Origin of the sequence: Rhodococcus sp. 05-2254-6, assembly GCF_002258565.1 — a bacterium.
Lineage (GTDB): Bacteria > Actinomycetota > Actinomycetes > Mycobacteriales > Mycobacteriaceae > Rhodococcoides.
The window spans coordinates 17,633-33,885 of record NZ_NOZF01000088.1 but is presented as its reverse complement, the minus strand read 5'-3'; the positions used below and the strand labels follow the sequence as shown (position 1 = coordinate 33,885).

The following is a 16,253-nucleotide window of genomic DNA, read 5'->3' as shown; positions in this document are numbered from 1 at the left end:
GGGGTGTTCGTGTGGACGTTCATGTCCGACCTCTCTCATACGCCATGGGTGACTCGGCTCACAGACGACACTAGGACTCCCGATCGATTCATGTCCAAGACCATCTGCGCATCGACCGATGCAGTAGTGGCATCGGTAGGCACAGCGGGAGCCCATCACACCTGGCAGCGCGATCGATACCGAGAGTGGATCGAATGTGACTTTTTTAGACTTGGACATGAATCGATCGGGAGTCCTAGTGTCGTCTGTGAGCCGAGTCACCCATGGCGTATGAGAGAGGTCGGACATGAACGTCCACACGAGCACCCCCGTCGTCACCGAGATGCGCGTCATTCCCATTGCCGGTCACGACGACATGCTGCTGAACCTCAGCGGAGCGCACGCCCCGTACTTCACCCGCAATCTGGTGGTGCTCACCGATTCGGATGGGCGCATCGGTGTCGGTGAAGTGCCCGGCGGAGAGGCGATCCGGCAGACTCTCGAGGATGCGCGGGTACTCGTCGAGGGCCAGGGCATCGGTCGGTACAACGCCGTGCTGGCCGAGATGCGCCGCACGTTCGCGGATCGTGATGCCGGGGGCCGAGGCGCGCAGACCTTCGATCTGCGGATCGCGATTCACGCTGTGACCGCGGTGGAATCGGCGTTACTGGATCTACTCGGCCAGCATCTCGGCGTCAGCGTCGCCGCGTTGTTGGGAGACGGTCAGCAGCGTGACAAGGTCCAGGCTCTGGGCTACCTGTTCTTCGTCGCCGATCGCACCAAGACCGACCTCGCCTACCGTGGTGCAGCCGACGAGGCTGCTGGGGCCGACGACTGGATGCGCATCAGGCACGAGGAGGCCATGGATCCCGAGTCGATCGTGCGCCTCGCCGAGGCGGCGCAGGCCCGATACGGATTCCAGGACTTCAAGCTCAAGGGTGGTGCGCTGCCCGCCGCCGAGGAGGCCGCTGCGGTGCGCGCATTGGCCGAGCGATTCCCCGAGGCTCGAATCACGTTGGATCCCAACGGCGGTTGGTTGCTGAAGGACGCGATCGAGACGTGTCGTGGCCTGCGGGATGTCCTGGCCTACGCCGAAGATCCCGTCGGACCGGAGGGCGGATTCTCCGGTCGAGAAGTGATGACCGAATTCAAGCGCGCCACCGGGTTGCAGACCGCGACCAACATGATCGCCACCGACTGGCGCGAGATGGGCCACACCATCCGATCCGGTGCCGTGGACATCCCGTTGGCCGACCCGCACTTCTGGACGATGGCCGGTTCTGTCCGCGTAGCGCAGCTGTGCGATGCGTGGGGTCTGACGTGGGGTTCGCACTCCAACAACCACTTCGACGTGTCACTGGCCATGTTCACCCACGTCGCCGCGGCCGCTCCAGGAACGATCACGGCCATCGACACGCACTGGATCTGGCAGGACGGACAGCGAGTGACCAAGGAGCCGTTCACGATCGAGGACGGCTACCTGACCGTGCCCGACAAGCCGGGTCTGGGTGTCGAGCTCGACTTCGAGCAGATCGATGCGGCGCACGAGCTGTACCAGAAGGAAGGTCTCGGTTCCCGCGACGACTCCATCGGTATGCAGTACCTGATCGAGGGATGGGCGTTCGACAGCAAGCGGCCGGCCCTGGTGCGATGAGTTCCGGTGCGCGGATGAAGATCGTTGTCGGTGACCGTAATGTGCTGCCGCATCGGGAGCAGTTCGAGGCGGGCCTGCCCGCCGATGCCGAGGTGGTCTGGTGCATCCCGTTCGACGAAAACCGCATCATCGACGAGCTTGCCGATGCCGACGTCTACGTCGGTGGCAAGTTCAGCGCGGCCATGGGTGCCGCTGCGCCGAATCTGCGTATGGTGCACGTCGCAGGCGCGGGAACGGACAATGTCGATTGTTCCCGCTTGGGTCCCGATGTGCAGGTGTGCAACACGTTTCACCACGAGCAGTCGATTGCCGAGTATGCCGTTGCTGCGACCGTGATGCTGCGACGTAAGTTTCTGCAACAGGATCGGGCGCTGCGCGCGGGCCGGTTCGCGACCGCTGTCTACGATCCGAGCATCGCGCAACCGTTGTCGTTGAGCGGTGCTCGCATCGGATTCGTCGGGTTCGGGCATATCGGTCGAAAAACGTGGCAGTTGTTTCGGGCGTACGGGGCAACCGGTGCTGCGGTCACCGGCAGCGGACGAGCTCCGGACGAGGGCCTCGAATGGGTCGCTGATGCAGGGGATGTGAAGAGGCTCGCCGATTTCGCGGATGTTCTCGTGGTCTCCGCGCCGTTGAACGAGCACACTCGCGGCATGATCGGTGCCGAGGAACTTCGGAGGCTGGGTGAGGACGGGATACTCGTCAACGTCGGCCGTGGGCCCTTGGTGCAGGAACAACCACTGTTCGACGCACTGTCTCGCAACGAGATCGCTGCAGCTGCCATCGATGTCTGGTACCGCTACCCGGGGCCGGACGGGGTGGGCGAACCGAGTTCTCTGCCGTTCCGTGAACTCGACAACGTGCTGATGACTCCCCACTCGTCGGGCGTCACGCACCACACGTTCGTGGGCCGAGTCGCCGATATCGCGTCGAACATCGATGCTTTGGCGGCATCGTTGAGCCGGTAAAAGGTGTTGGACGTGCATGGTTCGCCGAAATAGGCTGGGAAGCAACATAATCGACGAACTCAGGAGTTGCACGATGACCATCGCAACGGACAAGCCCACCAGTGGACTCGTCGCACCGGACGCCGCAGTCAGGGCCCTGGCCGCCGGGGCTGCAAGCCTCGACCGCATCGTCGAGGTGACATTGTCCTCGATCGTGTTGCCGCTGAAGAATCCGATCAGCGATGCCAAGGTGCTCACGGGTCGGCAGAAGGCGATGACCGAGGTGGTGTTCCTGTTCGCGGAGATTCGCACCGAACAGGGCCATGAGGGAATCGGTTTCGGTTATTCCAAGCGTGCGGGCGGCCCCGCCCAGTTTGCGCATGCCCAGGAGATTGCTCCGGTCCTCATCGGTGAGGACCCTAACGACATCGGCAAGATCTGGAACAAGCTGGTGTGGGCCGGTGCCTCGGTGGGCCGCAGTGGTGTGGCGACGCAGGCGATTGCCGCGATCGACATCGCGCTGTGGGATCTCAAAGCCAAGCGTGCGGGGTTGCCGCTGGCCAAGCTGATCGGCTCGGCGCGCGATTCGGTGCAGACGTACAACACCTCGGGTGGTTTTCTGCACACTCCCATCGAGGAGGTCATGGAGAACGCCGCCATCTCACTGGCCAACGGCATCGGCGGCATCAAACTGAAGGTGGGACAGCCGGATTGGCGTACCGATATCGCCCGCGTCACGGCGGTCCGCGAATTTCTCGGTGACGATGTCCCGCTGATGGTGGACGCCAATCAGCAGTGGGATCGGCCGACCGCTCAGCGCATGGGCCGCATTCTGGAGCAGTTCGATCTGGTCTGGATCGAGGAACCCCTCGACGCCTACGACGCCGAAGGGCACGCCCAGCTCGCTCGCAGCCTGGATACCTCGATCGGGACGGGAGAGATGCTGGCAAGCGTCGGTGAGCACGTCCGCCTCATCGAGGCCGGCTCGGTCGACATCCTGCAACCCGACGCTCCTCGAATCGGCGGAATCACGCAGTTCCTGAAGTTGGCCACGCTGGCAGAGCATCACGATCTGCAACTCGCCCCGCACTTCGCCATGGAGATCCATCTGCACCTCGCGGCGGTGTATCCCCTGCAGACGTGGGTGGAGCACTTCGACTGGTTGGACCCACTGTTCGACGAGCATCTCGAGACGCGAGACGGGCGCATGCATCTCTCCGCGCGCCCGGGACTGGGCTTCACGTTGAGCGAACAGGGACGTGCGTGGACCGTGGCAAAAATAGCAGTGCGCTGACGCGGGAGCGCTGACGCGCAGCTGCGCGGGAGTGGAGCCCGCGGAATGACCCAGGTGCACGGAAACTCGACCTCTGCTACGAGTTTTCGTGCACGTGCCGCGAAGCGGCTCTTCCACTCACATGGCGCGAAGCGGAGCGTACTGTTTCTCGGGTGACAGACGCTCACCAGGCATCGCGATGGTCCGCGATCTTCAGGCCGACGCCGGTTCGGGTCATGGCCACAGGGTTCGCGCTCGCCATCGCGATAGGTGCGGGCGTGCTGTCGCTGCCGGCGGCGACCGTGCCCGGCAGCGAGACCGGGTTTCTGCAGGCGTTGTTCACGTCCACCTCCGCCGTCAGTCTGACCGGCCTGATCGTGGTGGACACTCCGGTGTACTGGTCGAGATTCGGGCAGGGCGTGATCCTTGCCCTGATTCAGATCGGCGGATTCGGGATCATGACGATCGCGTCCCTGGTCGGTCTGGTCCTGGCCGATCGAATAGGTCTGCGCGGCAGGCTCAACGCGGCCGCGGAGGTGCGCACCTCGGGGCTGGGTGATGTCCGAAGCGTCGTCATCGGCGTGTTCCGCACCAGTCTGATCATCGAGAGCGTCGTGGCGACAGCCCTCGCGGCGCGCTTCTTTCTCGGATACGACGAGCCTCTCGGTCGTGCACTGTGGCTGGGGACCTTTCATGCGGTCTCCGCGTTCAACAATGCCGGCTTCGCGTTGTTCAGCGACAACATGATCGGGTTCGCCACCGATCCGTGGATCTGCATCCCACTGTTGATCGCGGTCGTGTTGGGCGGCATCGGATTTCCGGTTCTCTTCGAGATCGCCCGTCGAGTTCGGTCCCGAGCCAGGGGCGGTCGATCGCCCCACCGCTGGTCGCTGCACACACGACTGACGCTGACCGTCACCGGAGTTCTGTTGGTACTCGGACCGACAGTGGTGATGCTCTTCGAGTGGTCCAGAACGCTGGGAGGATTCGGCTTCTGGGACAAGATGCTCGTCGCGACGTTCCAGGGAATCATGCCCCGAACCGCAGGGTTCAACAGTGTCGATTACGCGGATGTCGACAACGCGACCCTGCTGGTCACCGACGTCCTGATGTTCATCGGTGGTGGCAGCGGCGGAACCGCAGGCGGCATCAAGGTCACCACGTTCGCACTGCTGCTGTTCGTCATCCTGGCCGAGATCCGAGGTGACCGCGAGGTGACGGTGTTCGATCGTCGGATCGACGCGCGCGTGCAACGTCAGGCGTTGACCGTGGCACTGATCGGCGTCGCGTTGGTCATGCTCCCGGTCGTCGCGTTGCTGGCGGGCACGGACTTCGACCTCGACGTCCTGCTGTTCGAGGTCGTTTCGGCCTTCGCCACCGTCGGTCTGTCGACCGGTATCACCGCACAGTTGCCCGGGTGGGGACAGATGATCCTGATCGTGCTGATGTACCTGGGCCGCATCGGTTCCATCACTCTGGTCAGCGCCCTCGCCGCCCGCGACCGCGGTCGGCGCTACACGCTCCCCACGGAAAGGCCGTTCATTGGCTAGGAAACCGTCCTCCGACGTCGTCGTCGTCCTCGGCCTCGGCCGCTTCGGCAAGTCGCTGGCGCTGGAATTGATGGGCCAGGGCGTCGAGGTCCTCGGCATCGACACCGACGAGGCTGTGGTGCAACGTGTCTCGGACCGGCTCACGCATGCGGCCGTGGCCGACACCACCGACGAGGAGTCGTTGCGCCAACTGTCGGTTCACGAGTACGACCGCGCAGTGGTGGGCATCGGATCCGATCTCGAGGCAAGTCTGTTGACCGCGTCCGCGCTGATCAACCTGTCGGTGTCCAACATCTGGGCCAAGGCGATCAGCAACGCGCACGCCAAGATTCTCACCCAGATCGGCGTGCACCATGTGGTGCGGCCCGAGCACGACATGGGCAAGCGCGTCGCCCACCTGGTGCGCGGTCGGATGATGGACTACATCGAATTCGACGACGGTTTCGCCATGATCAAGACCTCTCCGCCCGCCTCCATCATCGGAAAGAAGCTGGGGGAAAGCGGGATACGCACCAAACACCGTGTCACCGTCGTCGCGGTCAAGCGTCAGGGCGAAGGATTCACCTACGCCACGGCCGACACGGTGATCGGTGCAGGCGATACCGTCATCGTCTCCGGTCAGGTTCGAGACGCCGAACGTTTCAGTGAGTCGACCTGAGCGATTCCAGCGTCTCGCGTGCTCCCCGCTCCTGCAGAGACGACAGTTGTTTCGTGTATTCGGCCACGAACCGCTCGTTGTCGATCAGATCCCCGAACACTGCGCGGTTGGCGATGAATGCCGTGGGGTTCTCGCGCTGACTCTGCGCGATCGGCACCAGTGAATCCTTGAGTTGGTCGACGATCTCGATGGGCTCGCCGGACTCGTCCACGGCCTCGGCGTAGCGAGCCCAACTGGCCACCACCGCGGTGGAGCGGGTGATCTGACCGCCGGTCTCGAGGTTCTTGCGGATGACGGGCAAGAGCCACTTGGGAATTCGGTCCGAGGACTCGGCGCACAGGCGAGCGACGGTATCGCGGATCTCGGGGTTGGAGAACCGCTCGATCAACGTCTTCTTGTAGTCGGTCAGATCGATGCCGGGGACCGGCTGCAGCGTCGGGGTTGCCTCCTCGTCCATGTAGGCGAGCAGAAAATCGGCGAACAGCGAATCCTGGCACACCTCGTGGACGAGTCGATAGCCACTGAGGTAGCCGAAGTACGCGAGCGCCTGGTGGCTGGCATTGAGCAACCGCAGCTTCATCAGCTCGTAGGGGGTGACGTCCTCGACCACCTGCACGCCCACCTCTTCCAGCGGTGGACGGCCGAGGGTGAAGTTGTCCTCGAGCACCCACTGCGTGAACGGCTCGCCCGCAACGGGCCACTGATCGTCGATGGCGTACCGCAGCGAAAGTTGCTCGGTCACCTCCGGTGTCGTGACCGGCGTGATGCGATCGACCATCGAATTGGGGAACGCGCCTTCGGCTTGGATCCAGTCGGCCAACGCCGGATCCTTCAGGCGCGCGAACGCGGTGAACGTCGACTGCGCCATGTGTCCGTTGCCCTCGATGTTGTCGCAGGACATGATGGTGAACGGTGCCATGCCGCGGTCCTTGCGCCGAGCCAACGCTTCGATGACGAGCCCGAATGTCGTTGCAGGAACAGCGCCGTCGGCGAGGTCGGCGACGATGGCCGGATTGTCGGCGTCGAACTCGCCCGTCGTCGCGGAGAAGTTGTAGCCACCCTCGGTGATGGTGAGCGAGACGATCTTCGTCGTGTCTGCTGCCATCTTCTCGATCACGGCCTCGGCGTCGTCCGGTGCGAAGAGATACTCGACGATGGAACCGATGACGCGGGTGTCCCACGTACCGTCGGAATGCTTGAGCGCCAACGTGTACAGGCAGTCCTGTGCCTGCATGACGTCGTTCATTCGCCGGTCGCCGGGCAGTACGCCTACGCCGCAGATTCCCCAGTCCAGCGCCTGCCCCTGCTGCAACAGACGGTCGACGTACATCGCCTGGTGGGCGCGATGGAAGCCGCCGACACCGAAATGCACGATGCCGACCGTCACCTCGGATCGGTCGTACGTCGGAACCGCGACGTCCTCGATGAAGTCGTCGAGGTTCTGCGAGTTCAACTTCATGCGTCGTTCTCCTTCGAAAGTCCTGGAATCACTACAGCTTTGATGCTTCCGGGTTGCCTGTCCGCGTTCAGTGCATCCTCGACGCCTTCGAGCCCGAATCGCGCCGTCACCATCGCGTCGAGATCCACCATGCCCGACGCCACCAGCGCGCGTGCGATCGGCCATGTGTTGGCGTAGCGAAAGACGCCGGTGAGCAGCAATTCTCGGTTCTGGATCAGCGAGATCGGCAGCGGATAATCGGATCCACCCATGCCGACGAGGACGACCGTGCCTGCAGGCCGGACCGCGTGGATGCCGTCGATCACGGCTCGGGCCGCACCGGACGCGTCGATGAACGCATCGACCGTCAGGGAGCGCACGTCCTCGACGGCGGGGTCGAGCACGCGAGTCGCGCCGAACCTCTGCGCGTTGGCCCGGCGGGAAGCGTCGATGTCGGTGACGACCACCTCGGTGGCACCGAATGCGCGAGCGACCTGCGCGGTGACGAGCCCGACGGGCCCCGCTCCCGCGATGAGCACGCTCGAGCCCGCGGAGATCCGTGCTTTCTGGGCCGACGCGATGCCCACCGACAGCGGCTCGAAGAGCGCAGCAGCCTCGTCGGAGATGTCGTCGGGGACGTCGTGGGCGAAGGTCGATTGAATCAACACGTACTCCGCGAGCGCCCCGTCGATGGGCGGCGTCGCGAAGAACTCCATGGCCGGGCACAGGTTGTAGCGGCCTGCTCGGGACTGGGCGCTGGTGGGATCGGGGCGCTGCGGCTCGATGGACACGCGCTGCCCGACGCGGGCGTCGGAGACGTCGTTGCCCACGGCCACGATGACGCCCGCGGCCTCGTGTCCGAGGACCAGGGGGCCGTCGACCACGTACTCGCCGATGCGCCCCTCCCGGTAGTAGTGCGCGTCGGAACCGCACACCCCGACCGCCGTGACCTGTACGAGGACCTGATCGGGCGCGGGGGTGGGGACGGGCCGTTCTTCGAGTCGTATCTCCTGTGCTGCGGTGAGGACGCTGGCCTGCATGGACTGTGGCACGGGTCGCCCGCCGTCGGGGGGTGTTGTGTAGATCACACCTTAATGTTAGCTTAGTGAGCAGATGAACACGAGCTGAGCATCTGCTCATAACTTGGGAGGCGAAATGGATGGATCGTCATCCGGTCCAGCGGGGTCGAAGTCTCCGCGGTCCGGAGAGGATCTGCGCCTGGCTCTGCGCGCCGCAACCATGTACCACCTCGAAGGCGCGACTCAGGCCGAGATCGCCGTGAAGCTCGGTGTCTCACGCCCCACGGCAGGGCGGTTGGTTGCACGCGCTCGCACCCAGGGACTGGTGACCATCGAGATCAACGTTCCCGACGACCTGCAGGGCACCGTGCACGCCGACATCGAGCGTGAACTCGAAGCGCAGTTCGGGCTGACCGAGGTGCTCGTCGTCTCGGACGTCATCGACGGCACGGACGCCGGCTACGGTTCCCTCGGCCGGGCAGCGGCGACGCTGCTTTCTCGTCGGCTCCAGGACAAGGATGTGCTGGGCTTCACCTGGGGACCCGAGACGGTGGCGGTCGCCAGCTCGCTCAAGACCAGGTCCACCAAATGTGCTGCGGTGGTGCAACTCGACGGTTCCATCACCTCGGCCGACTACCAGACCGGCGTCGAGTACACACTCGGACGGTGCGCTGCGTACCTGCAGGCGACACCCATCAGGCTCAATGCGCCGCTGTACGCCGATCAGGCGACTGTCGTTGCGTTGGAGCAGGACTCCGTGATCTCTCGCGCACTCAAAGCCGGGACCGATGCCGATGTGATGATGTACGGCATCGGTCCCGTTTCCACGTCCACCACATTGTTCGAGGGCAGCTTCATCGACCTCGAGGTGCTCGACGAACTGCGCCGACTCGGTGCGGTCGGTGAGATCGGCGGACGGTTCTACGACGCCGACGGCAAGGACACCGGAGGATCACTCCCCGGCCGAACCGTGTCGGTGGGGCTCGACGCCATCAGGGCCTGCGATCGGGCGGTGCTCGTCACGGGCGGAAAACGAAAACACGAAGCGCTGCTCGGTGCACTGCGCGGTGGACTGGCATCGATCTTGGTCACCGACATCGAAAGTGCGCGTTGGCTTGTGGATCGATCCACATCAGCGTCGAATGGAAAGGTATCTCAGTGAAAGTTCTACCGAAGGTGGTTGTCGCGACCTCGCTCGCGACGACCTTGGTGGTGTCCGGATGTGCCGGTGCCGGCTCGTTCGGTGGTGATGGTGACGGTACGACGGTCACCGTCGCGATCGTCTCGAATTCGCAGATGTCCGATGCCATTTCGCTTGCTCCGGAGTTCGAGGCGGAGAACCCGGGTATCAACCTGAAGTTCGTGTCGCTCTCGGAGAACGAGGCCCGAGCCAAGATCACGGCCTCGGTCGCGACCGGCGGCGGTGAGTTCGACGTGGTGATGATCAGCAACTTCGAGACCCCGCAGTGGGCCGAGAACGGTTGGCTGACCAATCTTTCCGAGTACGCCGACGCCACGCCGGGCTACGACGAGGACGACTTCATTCCCACGCTGAAGGAGTCGCTGTCGTACGAGGGCAGCATGTACTCGGTGCCGTTCTACGGTGAATCGTCGTTCCTGATGTACCGCAAGGATCTGATGGAGCAGGCCGGTATCGACATGCCTGCCGAGCCCACCTGGCAGCAGGTGGCCGACGCCGCAGCCGCTCTCGACAGCCCGGGCCTGTCCGGAATCTGCCTGCGCGGCAAGCCCGGCTGGGGTGAGGTGCTCGCACCGCTCAACACTGTCATCAACGCGTTCGGCGGCCGCTGGTACGACGAGAACTGGAACGCCCAGCTGAACAGTCCCGAGGTACGCGAAGCCGTGCAGTTCTACGTCGACACCGTGCGCGAGCACGGTCAGGCCGGCGCGGCGACCAGTGGGTTCAGTGAGTGCGGAACGCAACTCTCCCAGGGCAACACCGCCATGTGGTACGACGCCACCTCGGCCGTCTCGGTCCTCGAGGACCCGTCGTCGAGCAACGTCGTCGGGCAGATCGGTTATGCCAAGGCCCCGTCGGCGGCCAAGGGCGACAACGGTTGGCTGTACTCCTGGGCACTGGGCATCCCCAAGACCAGTGAGGCCCCCGACGAGGCATGGAAGTTCGTCTCGTGGATGACCAGCAAGGAATACCTGAACAAGGTCGGTAACGAACTCGGTTGGGAGCGTGTGCCTCCCGGAAGTCGGCTCTCGACCTACGAGATTCCCGAGTACGCGGAGGCGTCGGCGGCCTACGGTCAGCTGACCCTCGACTCCATCGACAGTGCCGACCCGAACGACCCCACCGTGGATCCGGTTCCGTACACCGGAGTCCAGTTCCTGACCATTCCGGAGTTCCAGGACCTCGGTACCCGGGTCAGCCAACAGATCAGTGCCGCGATCGCTGGACAGATCAGCGTCGACGACGCGCTCGACCAAGCGCAGCAATACGCCGAAGTGGTCGGCAGGACGTACCAGGAGGACCAGGGATGACCACCACCGAAGAACGGACGGCTCCGGCCGAACCGGAGAAGTTCGTACCGAGACCGAGAACGATCTCCAAGGCAGAGGGGTGGCGTCGACGCGGGCCACTGTTGCCGGCGTTGGTGTTCGCCATCATCGTCACCCAGATCCCGTTCCTGTTCACGCTGTACTACTCGACGCAGTCCTGGAACCTCGTTCGTCCGGGTTCGCGTGAGTTCAACGGTCTGAACAACTACATCGACGTGTTCCGCGACAGTCAGTTCCGCGAGGTCGCGATGAACACCGTGATCATGATCGTCGGAACCGTGATCATCTCGGTGGTGCTGGGTCTGGCTCTCGCTCTGCTGCTCGATCGAAAGTTCATCGGACGCAGCCTGATTCGCACGCTGCTGATCACCCCGTTTCTCGTCACCCCGGTCGCCGGTGCGCTGATCTGGAAGACGACGATGTTCGATCCCGTCTTCGGCCTGATCAACTTCGCGCTGAGTCCGTTCGGAGTCGGTGAGATCGACTGGGTGTCGCGGTTCCCGCTGGCCGCGGTCATGACGAACCTCGTGTGGCAGTGGACGCCGTTCATGATGCTGCTGATCCTCGCCGGCCTGCAGTCCATGCCGAAGGACATCGCCGAGGCTGCGCGTGTCGACGGGGCAGGCCCGTTCAAACTCTTCCGTGAGTTGACGTTGCCGCACCTGCGTCGCTTCATCGAACTCGGCACCGTCCTCGGTGCGATCTATCTGGTCAACACCTTCGATGCCGTCTACATGATGACCTCCGGTGGACCGGGAGTCGCGTCGGCGAACCTGCCGTTCTACATCTACCAGCGTGCCTTCCTCGGCTTCGACATCGGTCAGGCCGCGGCCATGGGCGTCGTCACCGTGGTGGCAACCATCGTTCTCAGCACACTGGCGCTGAGACTGATCTTCAAGAGCTTCAGCGCAAACGAGGAGGCGGCGTGATGAGCACGGCAACCACGAGCAAGAAGAAGGCCGTCGCGCAGACCTCCGACGGGCAGGAGATCCGGAAGAAGAGCAAGTGGGGCCCGGGCACGATCTGGTCGTTCGTTGCCTGGGTGGCCGGTATCGCTTTCTTCTTCCCGGTTCTCTGGATGGTGATCACCGGCTTCAAGCAGGAGGCCGACGCCTACTCCAACCCGCCGAAGCTGATCTTCACCCCCACCCTCGATCAGTATCGAGGTGTCCTCGAGAGCGGCATCGGCACCACCCTGCTGAACTCGGCGTTCGCGACCATCGTCTCGACGATTCTCGTTCTGCTGCTGGGTGTTCCGGCAGCATTCGCGCTGTCGCTGCGGCCGGTGAAGAAAACCCAGGACGTGCTGTTCTTCTTCATCTCCACCAAGATGCTGCCCGTCGTGGCCGTCATCGTTCCGCTGTACGTCATCGTCGGTGACATCGGCATGCTCGACAACATCTGGGCACTGGTGATTCTCTACACCGCGATGAATCTGCCTATCGCCGTGTGGATGATGCGCTCGTTCTTCATGGAGGTGCCGTCGGAACTGCTCGAGGCCGCCAGCATGGACGGTGCGTCGCTGTGGACGTCGGTCCGCGAGGTGATCCTGCCGCTCGTCTCTCCCGGTATCGCAGCGACGTCGTTGATCTGCGTGATCTTCTCGTGGAACGAGTTCTTCTTCGCCGTCAACCTCACTGCCGTTCAGGCCCAGACGATTCCGGTGTACCTCGTCGGATTCATCACCGGCCAGGGCCTGTACTGGGCCCAGCTTTCCGCCGCTGCGACGTTCGCAGCACTCCCCGTCGTCCTTGCCGGATGGTTCGCGCAGAACAAGCTCGTGCGCGGTCTGTCCTTCGGCGCCATCAAATAGGAGAAAGTCTCATGGCTGCAATCACGTACAAGAAGGCATCCTGCGTCTACGAAGGTGCCGATTCGCTCGCCGTCGATTCCCTCGACCTCGACATAAAGGACGGCGAGTTCGTCGTCCTGGTCGGACCGTCCGGCTCCGGCAAGTCCACCGCACTTCGGATGCTCGCCGGTCTGGAGGAGATCGACGGTGGCGCAATCGAAATCGGCGGCAAGAACATGGTGGGCGTCCCGTCCAAGGACCGCGACATCGCCATGGTGTTCCAGAACTACGCGCTCTACCCCAACAAGACCGTCGGCGAGAACATGGGCTTCGCACTCAAGATGCGCGGAGTGAGCCTCGAGAAGCGTCAGGCACGCGTGGCCGAAGCGGCCCGTCTGCTCGATCTCACCGAGTACCTCGATCGCAAGCCCGGCAAGCTCTCGGGTGGCCAGCGTCAGCGAGTTGCCATGGGCCGCGCCATCGTTCGTGAGCCGCAGGTGTTCTGCATGGACGAGCCACTGTCCAACCTCGACGCGAAACTGCGAGTGCAGACGCGTACGCAGATCGCGGCGTTGCAGCGTCGGCTCGGCACCACGACGGTCTACGTCACCCACGATCAGGTCGAGGCCATGACGATGGGTGATCGCGTCGCCGTCCTGCGTGGTGGCAAACTGCAGCAGTTCGCCTCTCCCACAGACCTGTACGACCACCCCGTCAACGCGTTCGTCGCAGGATTCATCGGCTCCCCGGCGATGAACCTGATGACGGTACCCATCGGCTCGGGCGGCGTGCAGATCGGTAAGTTCCTGCTCCCGCTCGAGCGCGACGAGCTGACCAAGCTCGCGAGCCTGGGGATCGACGAGGTCACCATCGGAATGCGGCCCGAGAACATCGGCATCGTCCACGGCGGCGGCGAAGGCTTCGAGGGCAAGGTCGATCTCATCGAGGAACTCGGCAGCGAGTCGTACGTGTACGCGCACCTCGACGACCCGAAGGTGAAGGGACTCGACGGGGGACCCGTGTCGCTCGTCGCCCGCTCGGCAGTGCGTGCCCCGGCGAGGATCGGCGAGAGCATCGGACTGAAGCGCCTCGACGGAGCGATCCACCTCTTCCATCCGGAAACAGGCGAGCGCATCTAGCGCGGCTGGTACGGCGCTTTCCGAGAGAGGATCAGCGCCGTCAGAAGGGCGGCACCCCAGAGCAGGAAGATGCCGTCGAAGAACAGGTGCCCGTACTTGACGCTTCGGTTCTCGTCCGAGGCGATCAGGCCGATCACCGCTCCGACGAACGACGCTCCGCCCCAGAGAATCAGCAGCACCGAGCCGGGCCAGGATATGCCGAGGACGATTGCCGGCAGCCTGGTCCGGTTCTGTGCTGCCAGGCGCGGCCGGTTCATGTAGGCGAGGGCGGGAAGAATTGCCGCTGCAAGTTTGACCAGCGTGAGCACCAGCAGTGCCGTTCGCGCAGTCTGCGGTTCGGTCTCGACCCATTCCGTGGCGAATGATCCGACGGTATTCAACATCCATCGGCCACCTGCAGCCCAGTAGCCGGAAAACGCGGCGTGAACTATCCCCAGTGCACCTGCGATCGCGAAGTATCCGATGGCCACGGTGATCGAGGCTAGCCGAGTTCTCACCCCCGTTCAGGGGTAGCGAGGGATTGTTCATCTCCCCTACCGTGACGGTGATGAGCATCACAGGCTACGGAGGAAGCATGGCCGAATCGGCACATACGGCATTCAGGAACGCTCGCGACCTACTGCTCGACTCCTACGGCGAGTACGACCGCGCCGTAGAGACTTTCGAGTGGCCGTCGTTCGGTGAGACGTTCAACTGGGCCATCGATTGGTTCGACGCGATCGCCCGTGGCAACGACGGCACTGCGTTGTGGATCGTCGAAGAGGACGGCAGCGAGGCCAAGTACAGCTTCGACGACATCGCGCGTCGTTCCGACCAGGTTGCCAGGTGGCTCGAGCAACAGGGCATCGGCCGCGGCGACTCGGTGATCCTTATGCTCGGCAATCAGGTGGAACTGTGGGAAGCGATGCTCGCGGTGATGAAACTGGGCGCGGTGTTGATGCCGACCACCACTGCCATCGGGCCGGCAGACCTGACCGACCGTGTGGTGCGCGGCAATGCGCGCGCCGTGATCGTGAACCCCTCGGACACCGGCAAATTCGACGACGTACCCGGGGACTACCTGCGCATCGCCACCTCCGCTCGAGATGGTTGGGTCGACTATGCCGAGGCTCGTTCTGTCGAGGCCGTACCGTTCGAGTCCGTGACGGCTCCCACCGACCGTCTTCTCATGTACTTCACCTCCGGCACCACCAGCAAGCCCAAGCTCGTCGAACACACTCAGATCTCCTATCCCGTCGGGCATCTGAGCACGATGTACTTCCTCGGTTTGCGGCCTGGCGACGTGCACCTGAACATCAGCTCTCCCGGGTGGGCCAAGCACGCGTGGAGTTGCTTCTTCGCGCCGTGGATCGCCGAGGCGACGATCTTCATCTACAACTACGGCAAATTCGAAGCGAAAGCGTTGCTCGAGCAGATCCGCCGGGCCGAGGTGACGACGTTCTGTGCTCCACCGACGGTGTGGCGCATGCTGATTCAAGCCGACCTCGCCGGTGGCGGTGGTTCGCTACGCGAGACCATCGGAGCAGGAGAGCCACTCAACCCCGAGGTGATCTCGCGGGTGCAGCAGGAGTGGGGCCTGAACATCCGCGACGGGTTCGGCCAGACGGAAACCACTGCGCTGGTTGCCAATACACCCGGCGCGGTACTGAAGTCCGGCTCGATGGGGAGGCCGCTGCCGGGCGTACCGGTGGTGATCGTCGACCCCACCACCGGCGAACTCGCCGACGAAGGTGAGATCTGCCTCGACCTGGCGCAGCAGCCGTTCAACCTGATGACCGGATATCTCGGCGACCCCGAACGCAACGCCGCTGTCATGGCCGACGGTTACTACCACACCGGCGACGTCGCATCGAGGGACTCCGAGGGCTACATCACCTACGTCGGCCGCACCGACGACGTGTTCAAGGCCTCGGACTACAAGATCTCCCCGTTCGAGCTCGAAAGCGTGCTCATCGAACACCCCGCCGTTGCCGAGGCCGCGGTGGTGCCCGCCCCCGACGAGACGCGACTGGCCGTCCCCAAGGCGTATGTGGCATTGGCGTCGGGCTGGGAACCCAACGAGGACACAGCGTTCGAGATCCTCAAGTACGCCCGCGAGCACCTTGCGCCGTTCCTGCGTGTGCGCCGAATCGAGTTCTTCGAGCTACCGAAAACCATCTCCGGCAAGATCCGCCGAGTGGAACTGCGCGCCCGCGAGGACGCGGCCGTCGGACCGCTGGAGACCGAGTGGCGTGACGACCAGTTCCCTGCACTGAAGAGGTGATGTGACACCGAG

The 16,253-nt window shown here is 63.8% G+C and carries 14 protein-coding genes; 11 read left to right on the top strand and 3 right to left on the bottom strand.

Going from position 1 to position 16,253, the window contains the following annotated elements:
• Positions 1 to 286: 286 nt before the first annotated feature.
• The 5 genes from CH256_RS10900 (at position 287) to CH256_RS10880 (ending at position 6,061) form a co-directional block, all read left to right on the top strand.
• Positions 287 to 1,633 (top strand): enolase C-terminal domain-like protein, encoded by a 1,347-nt coding sequence (locus CH256_RS10900; protein ID WP_068048984.1) that lies wholly within the window; start codon positions 287 to 289, stop codon positions 1,631 to 1,633.
• 14 nt (positions 1,634 to 1,647) lie between these two features.
• The gene (locus CH256_RS10895) at positions 1,648 to 2,601 is read left to right on the top strand and encodes a 2-hydroxyacid dehydrogenase (RefSeq protein ID WP_094669605.1); all 954 of its coding nucleotides are present in this window, start codon (positions 1,648 to 1,650) and stop codon (positions 2,599 to 2,601) included.
• A 73-nt stretch (positions 2,602 to 2,674) separates the two neighbouring features.
• On the top strand, positions 2,675 to 3,874 hold the full coding sequence (locus CH256_RS10890) for an L-talarate/galactarate dehydratase (protein ID WP_094669598.1): 1,200 nt from the start codon (positions 2,675 to 2,677) through the stop codon (positions 3,872 to 3,874).
• Between the two features lie 215 nt (positions 3,875 to 4,089).
• A complete protein-coding gene (locus tag CH256_RS10885; RefSeq protein WP_094669597.1) occupies positions 4,090 to 5,403 on the top strand; it encodes a TrkH family potassium uptake protein in 1,314 nt (437 codons plus the stop codon).
• On the top strand, positions 5,396 to 6,061 hold the full coding sequence (locus CH256_RS10880) for a potassium channel family protein (protein ID WP_082898696.1): 666 nt from the start codon (positions 5,396 to 5,398) through the stop codon (positions 6,059 to 6,061). The genes CH256_RS10885 and CH256_RS10880 overlap by 8 nt, the downstream gene beginning before the upstream one ends.
• Here CH256_RS10880 and CH256_RS10875 read toward each other — a convergent pair.
• Together CH256_RS10875 and CH256_RS10870 are read right to left on the bottom strand one after the other, a co-directional pair.
• Positions 6,045 to 7,520, bottom strand: coding sequence for a mannitol dehydrogenase family protein (locus tag CH256_RS10875; RefSeq protein WP_094669596.1), 1,476 nt, complete (start codon positions 7,518 to 7,520; stop codon positions 6,045 to 6,047). The two genes, CH256_RS10880 and CH256_RS10875, sit on opposite strands and share 17 nt — an antisense overlap.
• Entirely contained in the window at positions 7,517 to 8,539 is a 1,023-nt protein-coding gene (locus CH256_RS10870; RefSeq protein ID WP_094669595.1) for an NAD(P)-dependent alcohol dehydrogenase, read from the bottom strand. Before CH256_RS10870 ends, CH256_RS10875 begins: the two co-directional genes overlap by 4 nt.
• A gap of 115 nt (positions 8,540 to 8,654) precedes the next feature.
• Here CH256_RS10870 and CH256_RS10865 point away from each other — a divergent pair, with 115 nt between their 5' ends.
• The 5 genes from CH256_RS10865 to CH256_RS10845 are packed head-to-tail and all read left to right on the top strand — an operon-like array spanning position 8,655 to position 13,978.
• Positions 8,655 to 9,680 carry a sugar-binding transcriptional regulator gene (locus CH256_RS10865; RefSeq protein WP_094640484.1) on the top strand — a complete coding sequence of 342 codons (1,026 nt, stop codon included), beginning with the start codon at positions 8,655 to 8,657 and terminating at the stop codon, positions 9,678 to 9,680.
• On the top strand, positions 9,677 to 11,029 hold the full coding sequence (locus CH256_RS10860) for an ABC transporter substrate-binding protein (protein WP_441344161.1): 1,353 nt from the start codon (positions 9,677 to 9,679) through the stop codon (positions 11,027 to 11,029). The genes CH256_RS10865 and CH256_RS10860 overlap by 4 nt, the downstream gene beginning before the upstream one ends.
• On the top strand, positions 11,026 to 11,976 hold the full coding sequence (locus CH256_RS10855; protein WP_037196012.1) for a carbohydrate ABC transporter permease: 951 nt from the start codon (positions 11,026 to 11,028) through the stop codon (positions 11,974 to 11,976). Before CH256_RS10860 ends, CH256_RS10855 begins: the two co-directional genes overlap by 4 nt.
• Entirely contained in the window at positions 11,976 to 12,860 is an 885-nt protein-coding gene (locus CH256_RS10850; protein ID WP_068049004.1) for a carbohydrate ABC transporter permease, read from the top strand. Before CH256_RS10855 ends, CH256_RS10850 begins: the two co-directional genes overlap by 1 nt.
• A gap of 11 nt (positions 12,861 to 12,871) precedes the next feature.
• On the top strand, positions 12,872 to 13,978 hold the full coding sequence (locus CH256_RS10845) for an ABC transporter ATP-binding protein (protein ID WP_094640485.1): 1,107 nt from the start codon (positions 12,872 to 12,874) through the stop codon (positions 13,976 to 13,978).
• On the opposite strand, the gene CH256_RS10840 is transcribed toward CH256_RS10845, so the two are convergent.
• A complete protein-coding gene (locus CH256_RS10840; RefSeq protein ID WP_082898697.1) occupies positions 13,975 to 14,448 on the bottom strand; it encodes a DUF3995 domain-containing protein in 474 nt (157 codons plus the stop codon). The two genes, CH256_RS10845 and CH256_RS10840, sit on opposite strands and share 4 nt — an antisense overlap.
• A 77-nt stretch (positions 14,449 to 14,525) precedes the next feature.
• Here CH256_RS10840 and CH256_RS10835 point away from each other — a divergent pair, with 77 nt between their 5' ends.
• On the top strand, positions 14,526 to 16,241 hold the full coding sequence (locus CH256_RS10835; protein WP_373454804.1) for an AMP-binding protein: 1,716 nt from the start codon (positions 14,526 to 14,528) through the stop codon (positions 16,239 to 16,241).
• The last annotated feature ends 12 nt before the right edge of the window (positions 16,242 to 16,253 follow it).

What these genes read in the sequence shown, in the direction of transcription:
- CH256_RS10865 (WP_094640484.1), top strand. Translation starts at nt 8,655, where the DNA reads ATGGATGGATCGTCATCCGGTCCAGCGGGGTCGAAGTCTCCGCGGTCC.
- CH256_RS10875 (WP_094669596.1), bottom strand. Translation starts at nt 7,520, where the DNA reads ATGAAGTTGAACTCGCAGAACCTCGACGACTTCATCGAGGACGTCGCG.
- CH256_RS10845 (WP_094640485.1), top strand. Translation starts at nt 12,872, where the DNA reads ATGGCTGCAATCACGTACAAGAAGGCATCCTGCGTCTACGAAGGTGCC.
- CH256_RS10835 (WP_373454804.1), top strand. Translation starts at nt 14,526, where the DNA reads ATGAGCATCACAGGCTACGGAGGAAGCATGGCCGAATCGGCACATACG.
- CH256_RS10900 (WP_068048984.1), top strand. Translation starts at nt 287, where the DNA reads ATGAACGTCCACACGAGCACCCCCGTCGTCACCGAGATGCGCGTCATT.
- CH256_RS10890 (WP_094669598.1), top strand. Translation starts at nt 2,675, where the DNA reads ATGACCATCGCAACGGACAAGCCCACCAGTGGACTCGTCGCACCGGAC.
- CH256_RS10855 (WP_037196012.1), top strand. Translation starts at nt 11,026, where the DNA reads ATGACCACCACCGAAGAACGGACGGCTCCGGCCGAACCGGAGAAGTTC.
- CH256_RS10870 (WP_094669595.1), bottom strand. Translation starts at nt 8,539, where the DNA reads ATGCAGGCCAGCGTCCTCACCGCAGCACAGGAGATACGACTCGAAGAA.
- CH256_RS10895 (WP_094669605.1), top strand. Translation starts at nt 1,648, where the DNA reads ATGAAGATCGTTGTCGGTGACCGTAATGTGCTGCCGCATCGGGAGCAG.
- CH256_RS10850 (WP_068049004.1), top strand. Translation starts at nt 11,976, where the DNA reads ATGAGCACGGCAACCACGAGCAAGAAGAAGGCCGTCGCGCAGACCTCC.
- CH256_RS10885 (WP_094669597.1), top strand. Translation starts at nt 4,090, where the DNA reads ATGGCCACAGGGTTCGCGCTCGCCATCGCGATAGGTGCGGGCGTGCTG.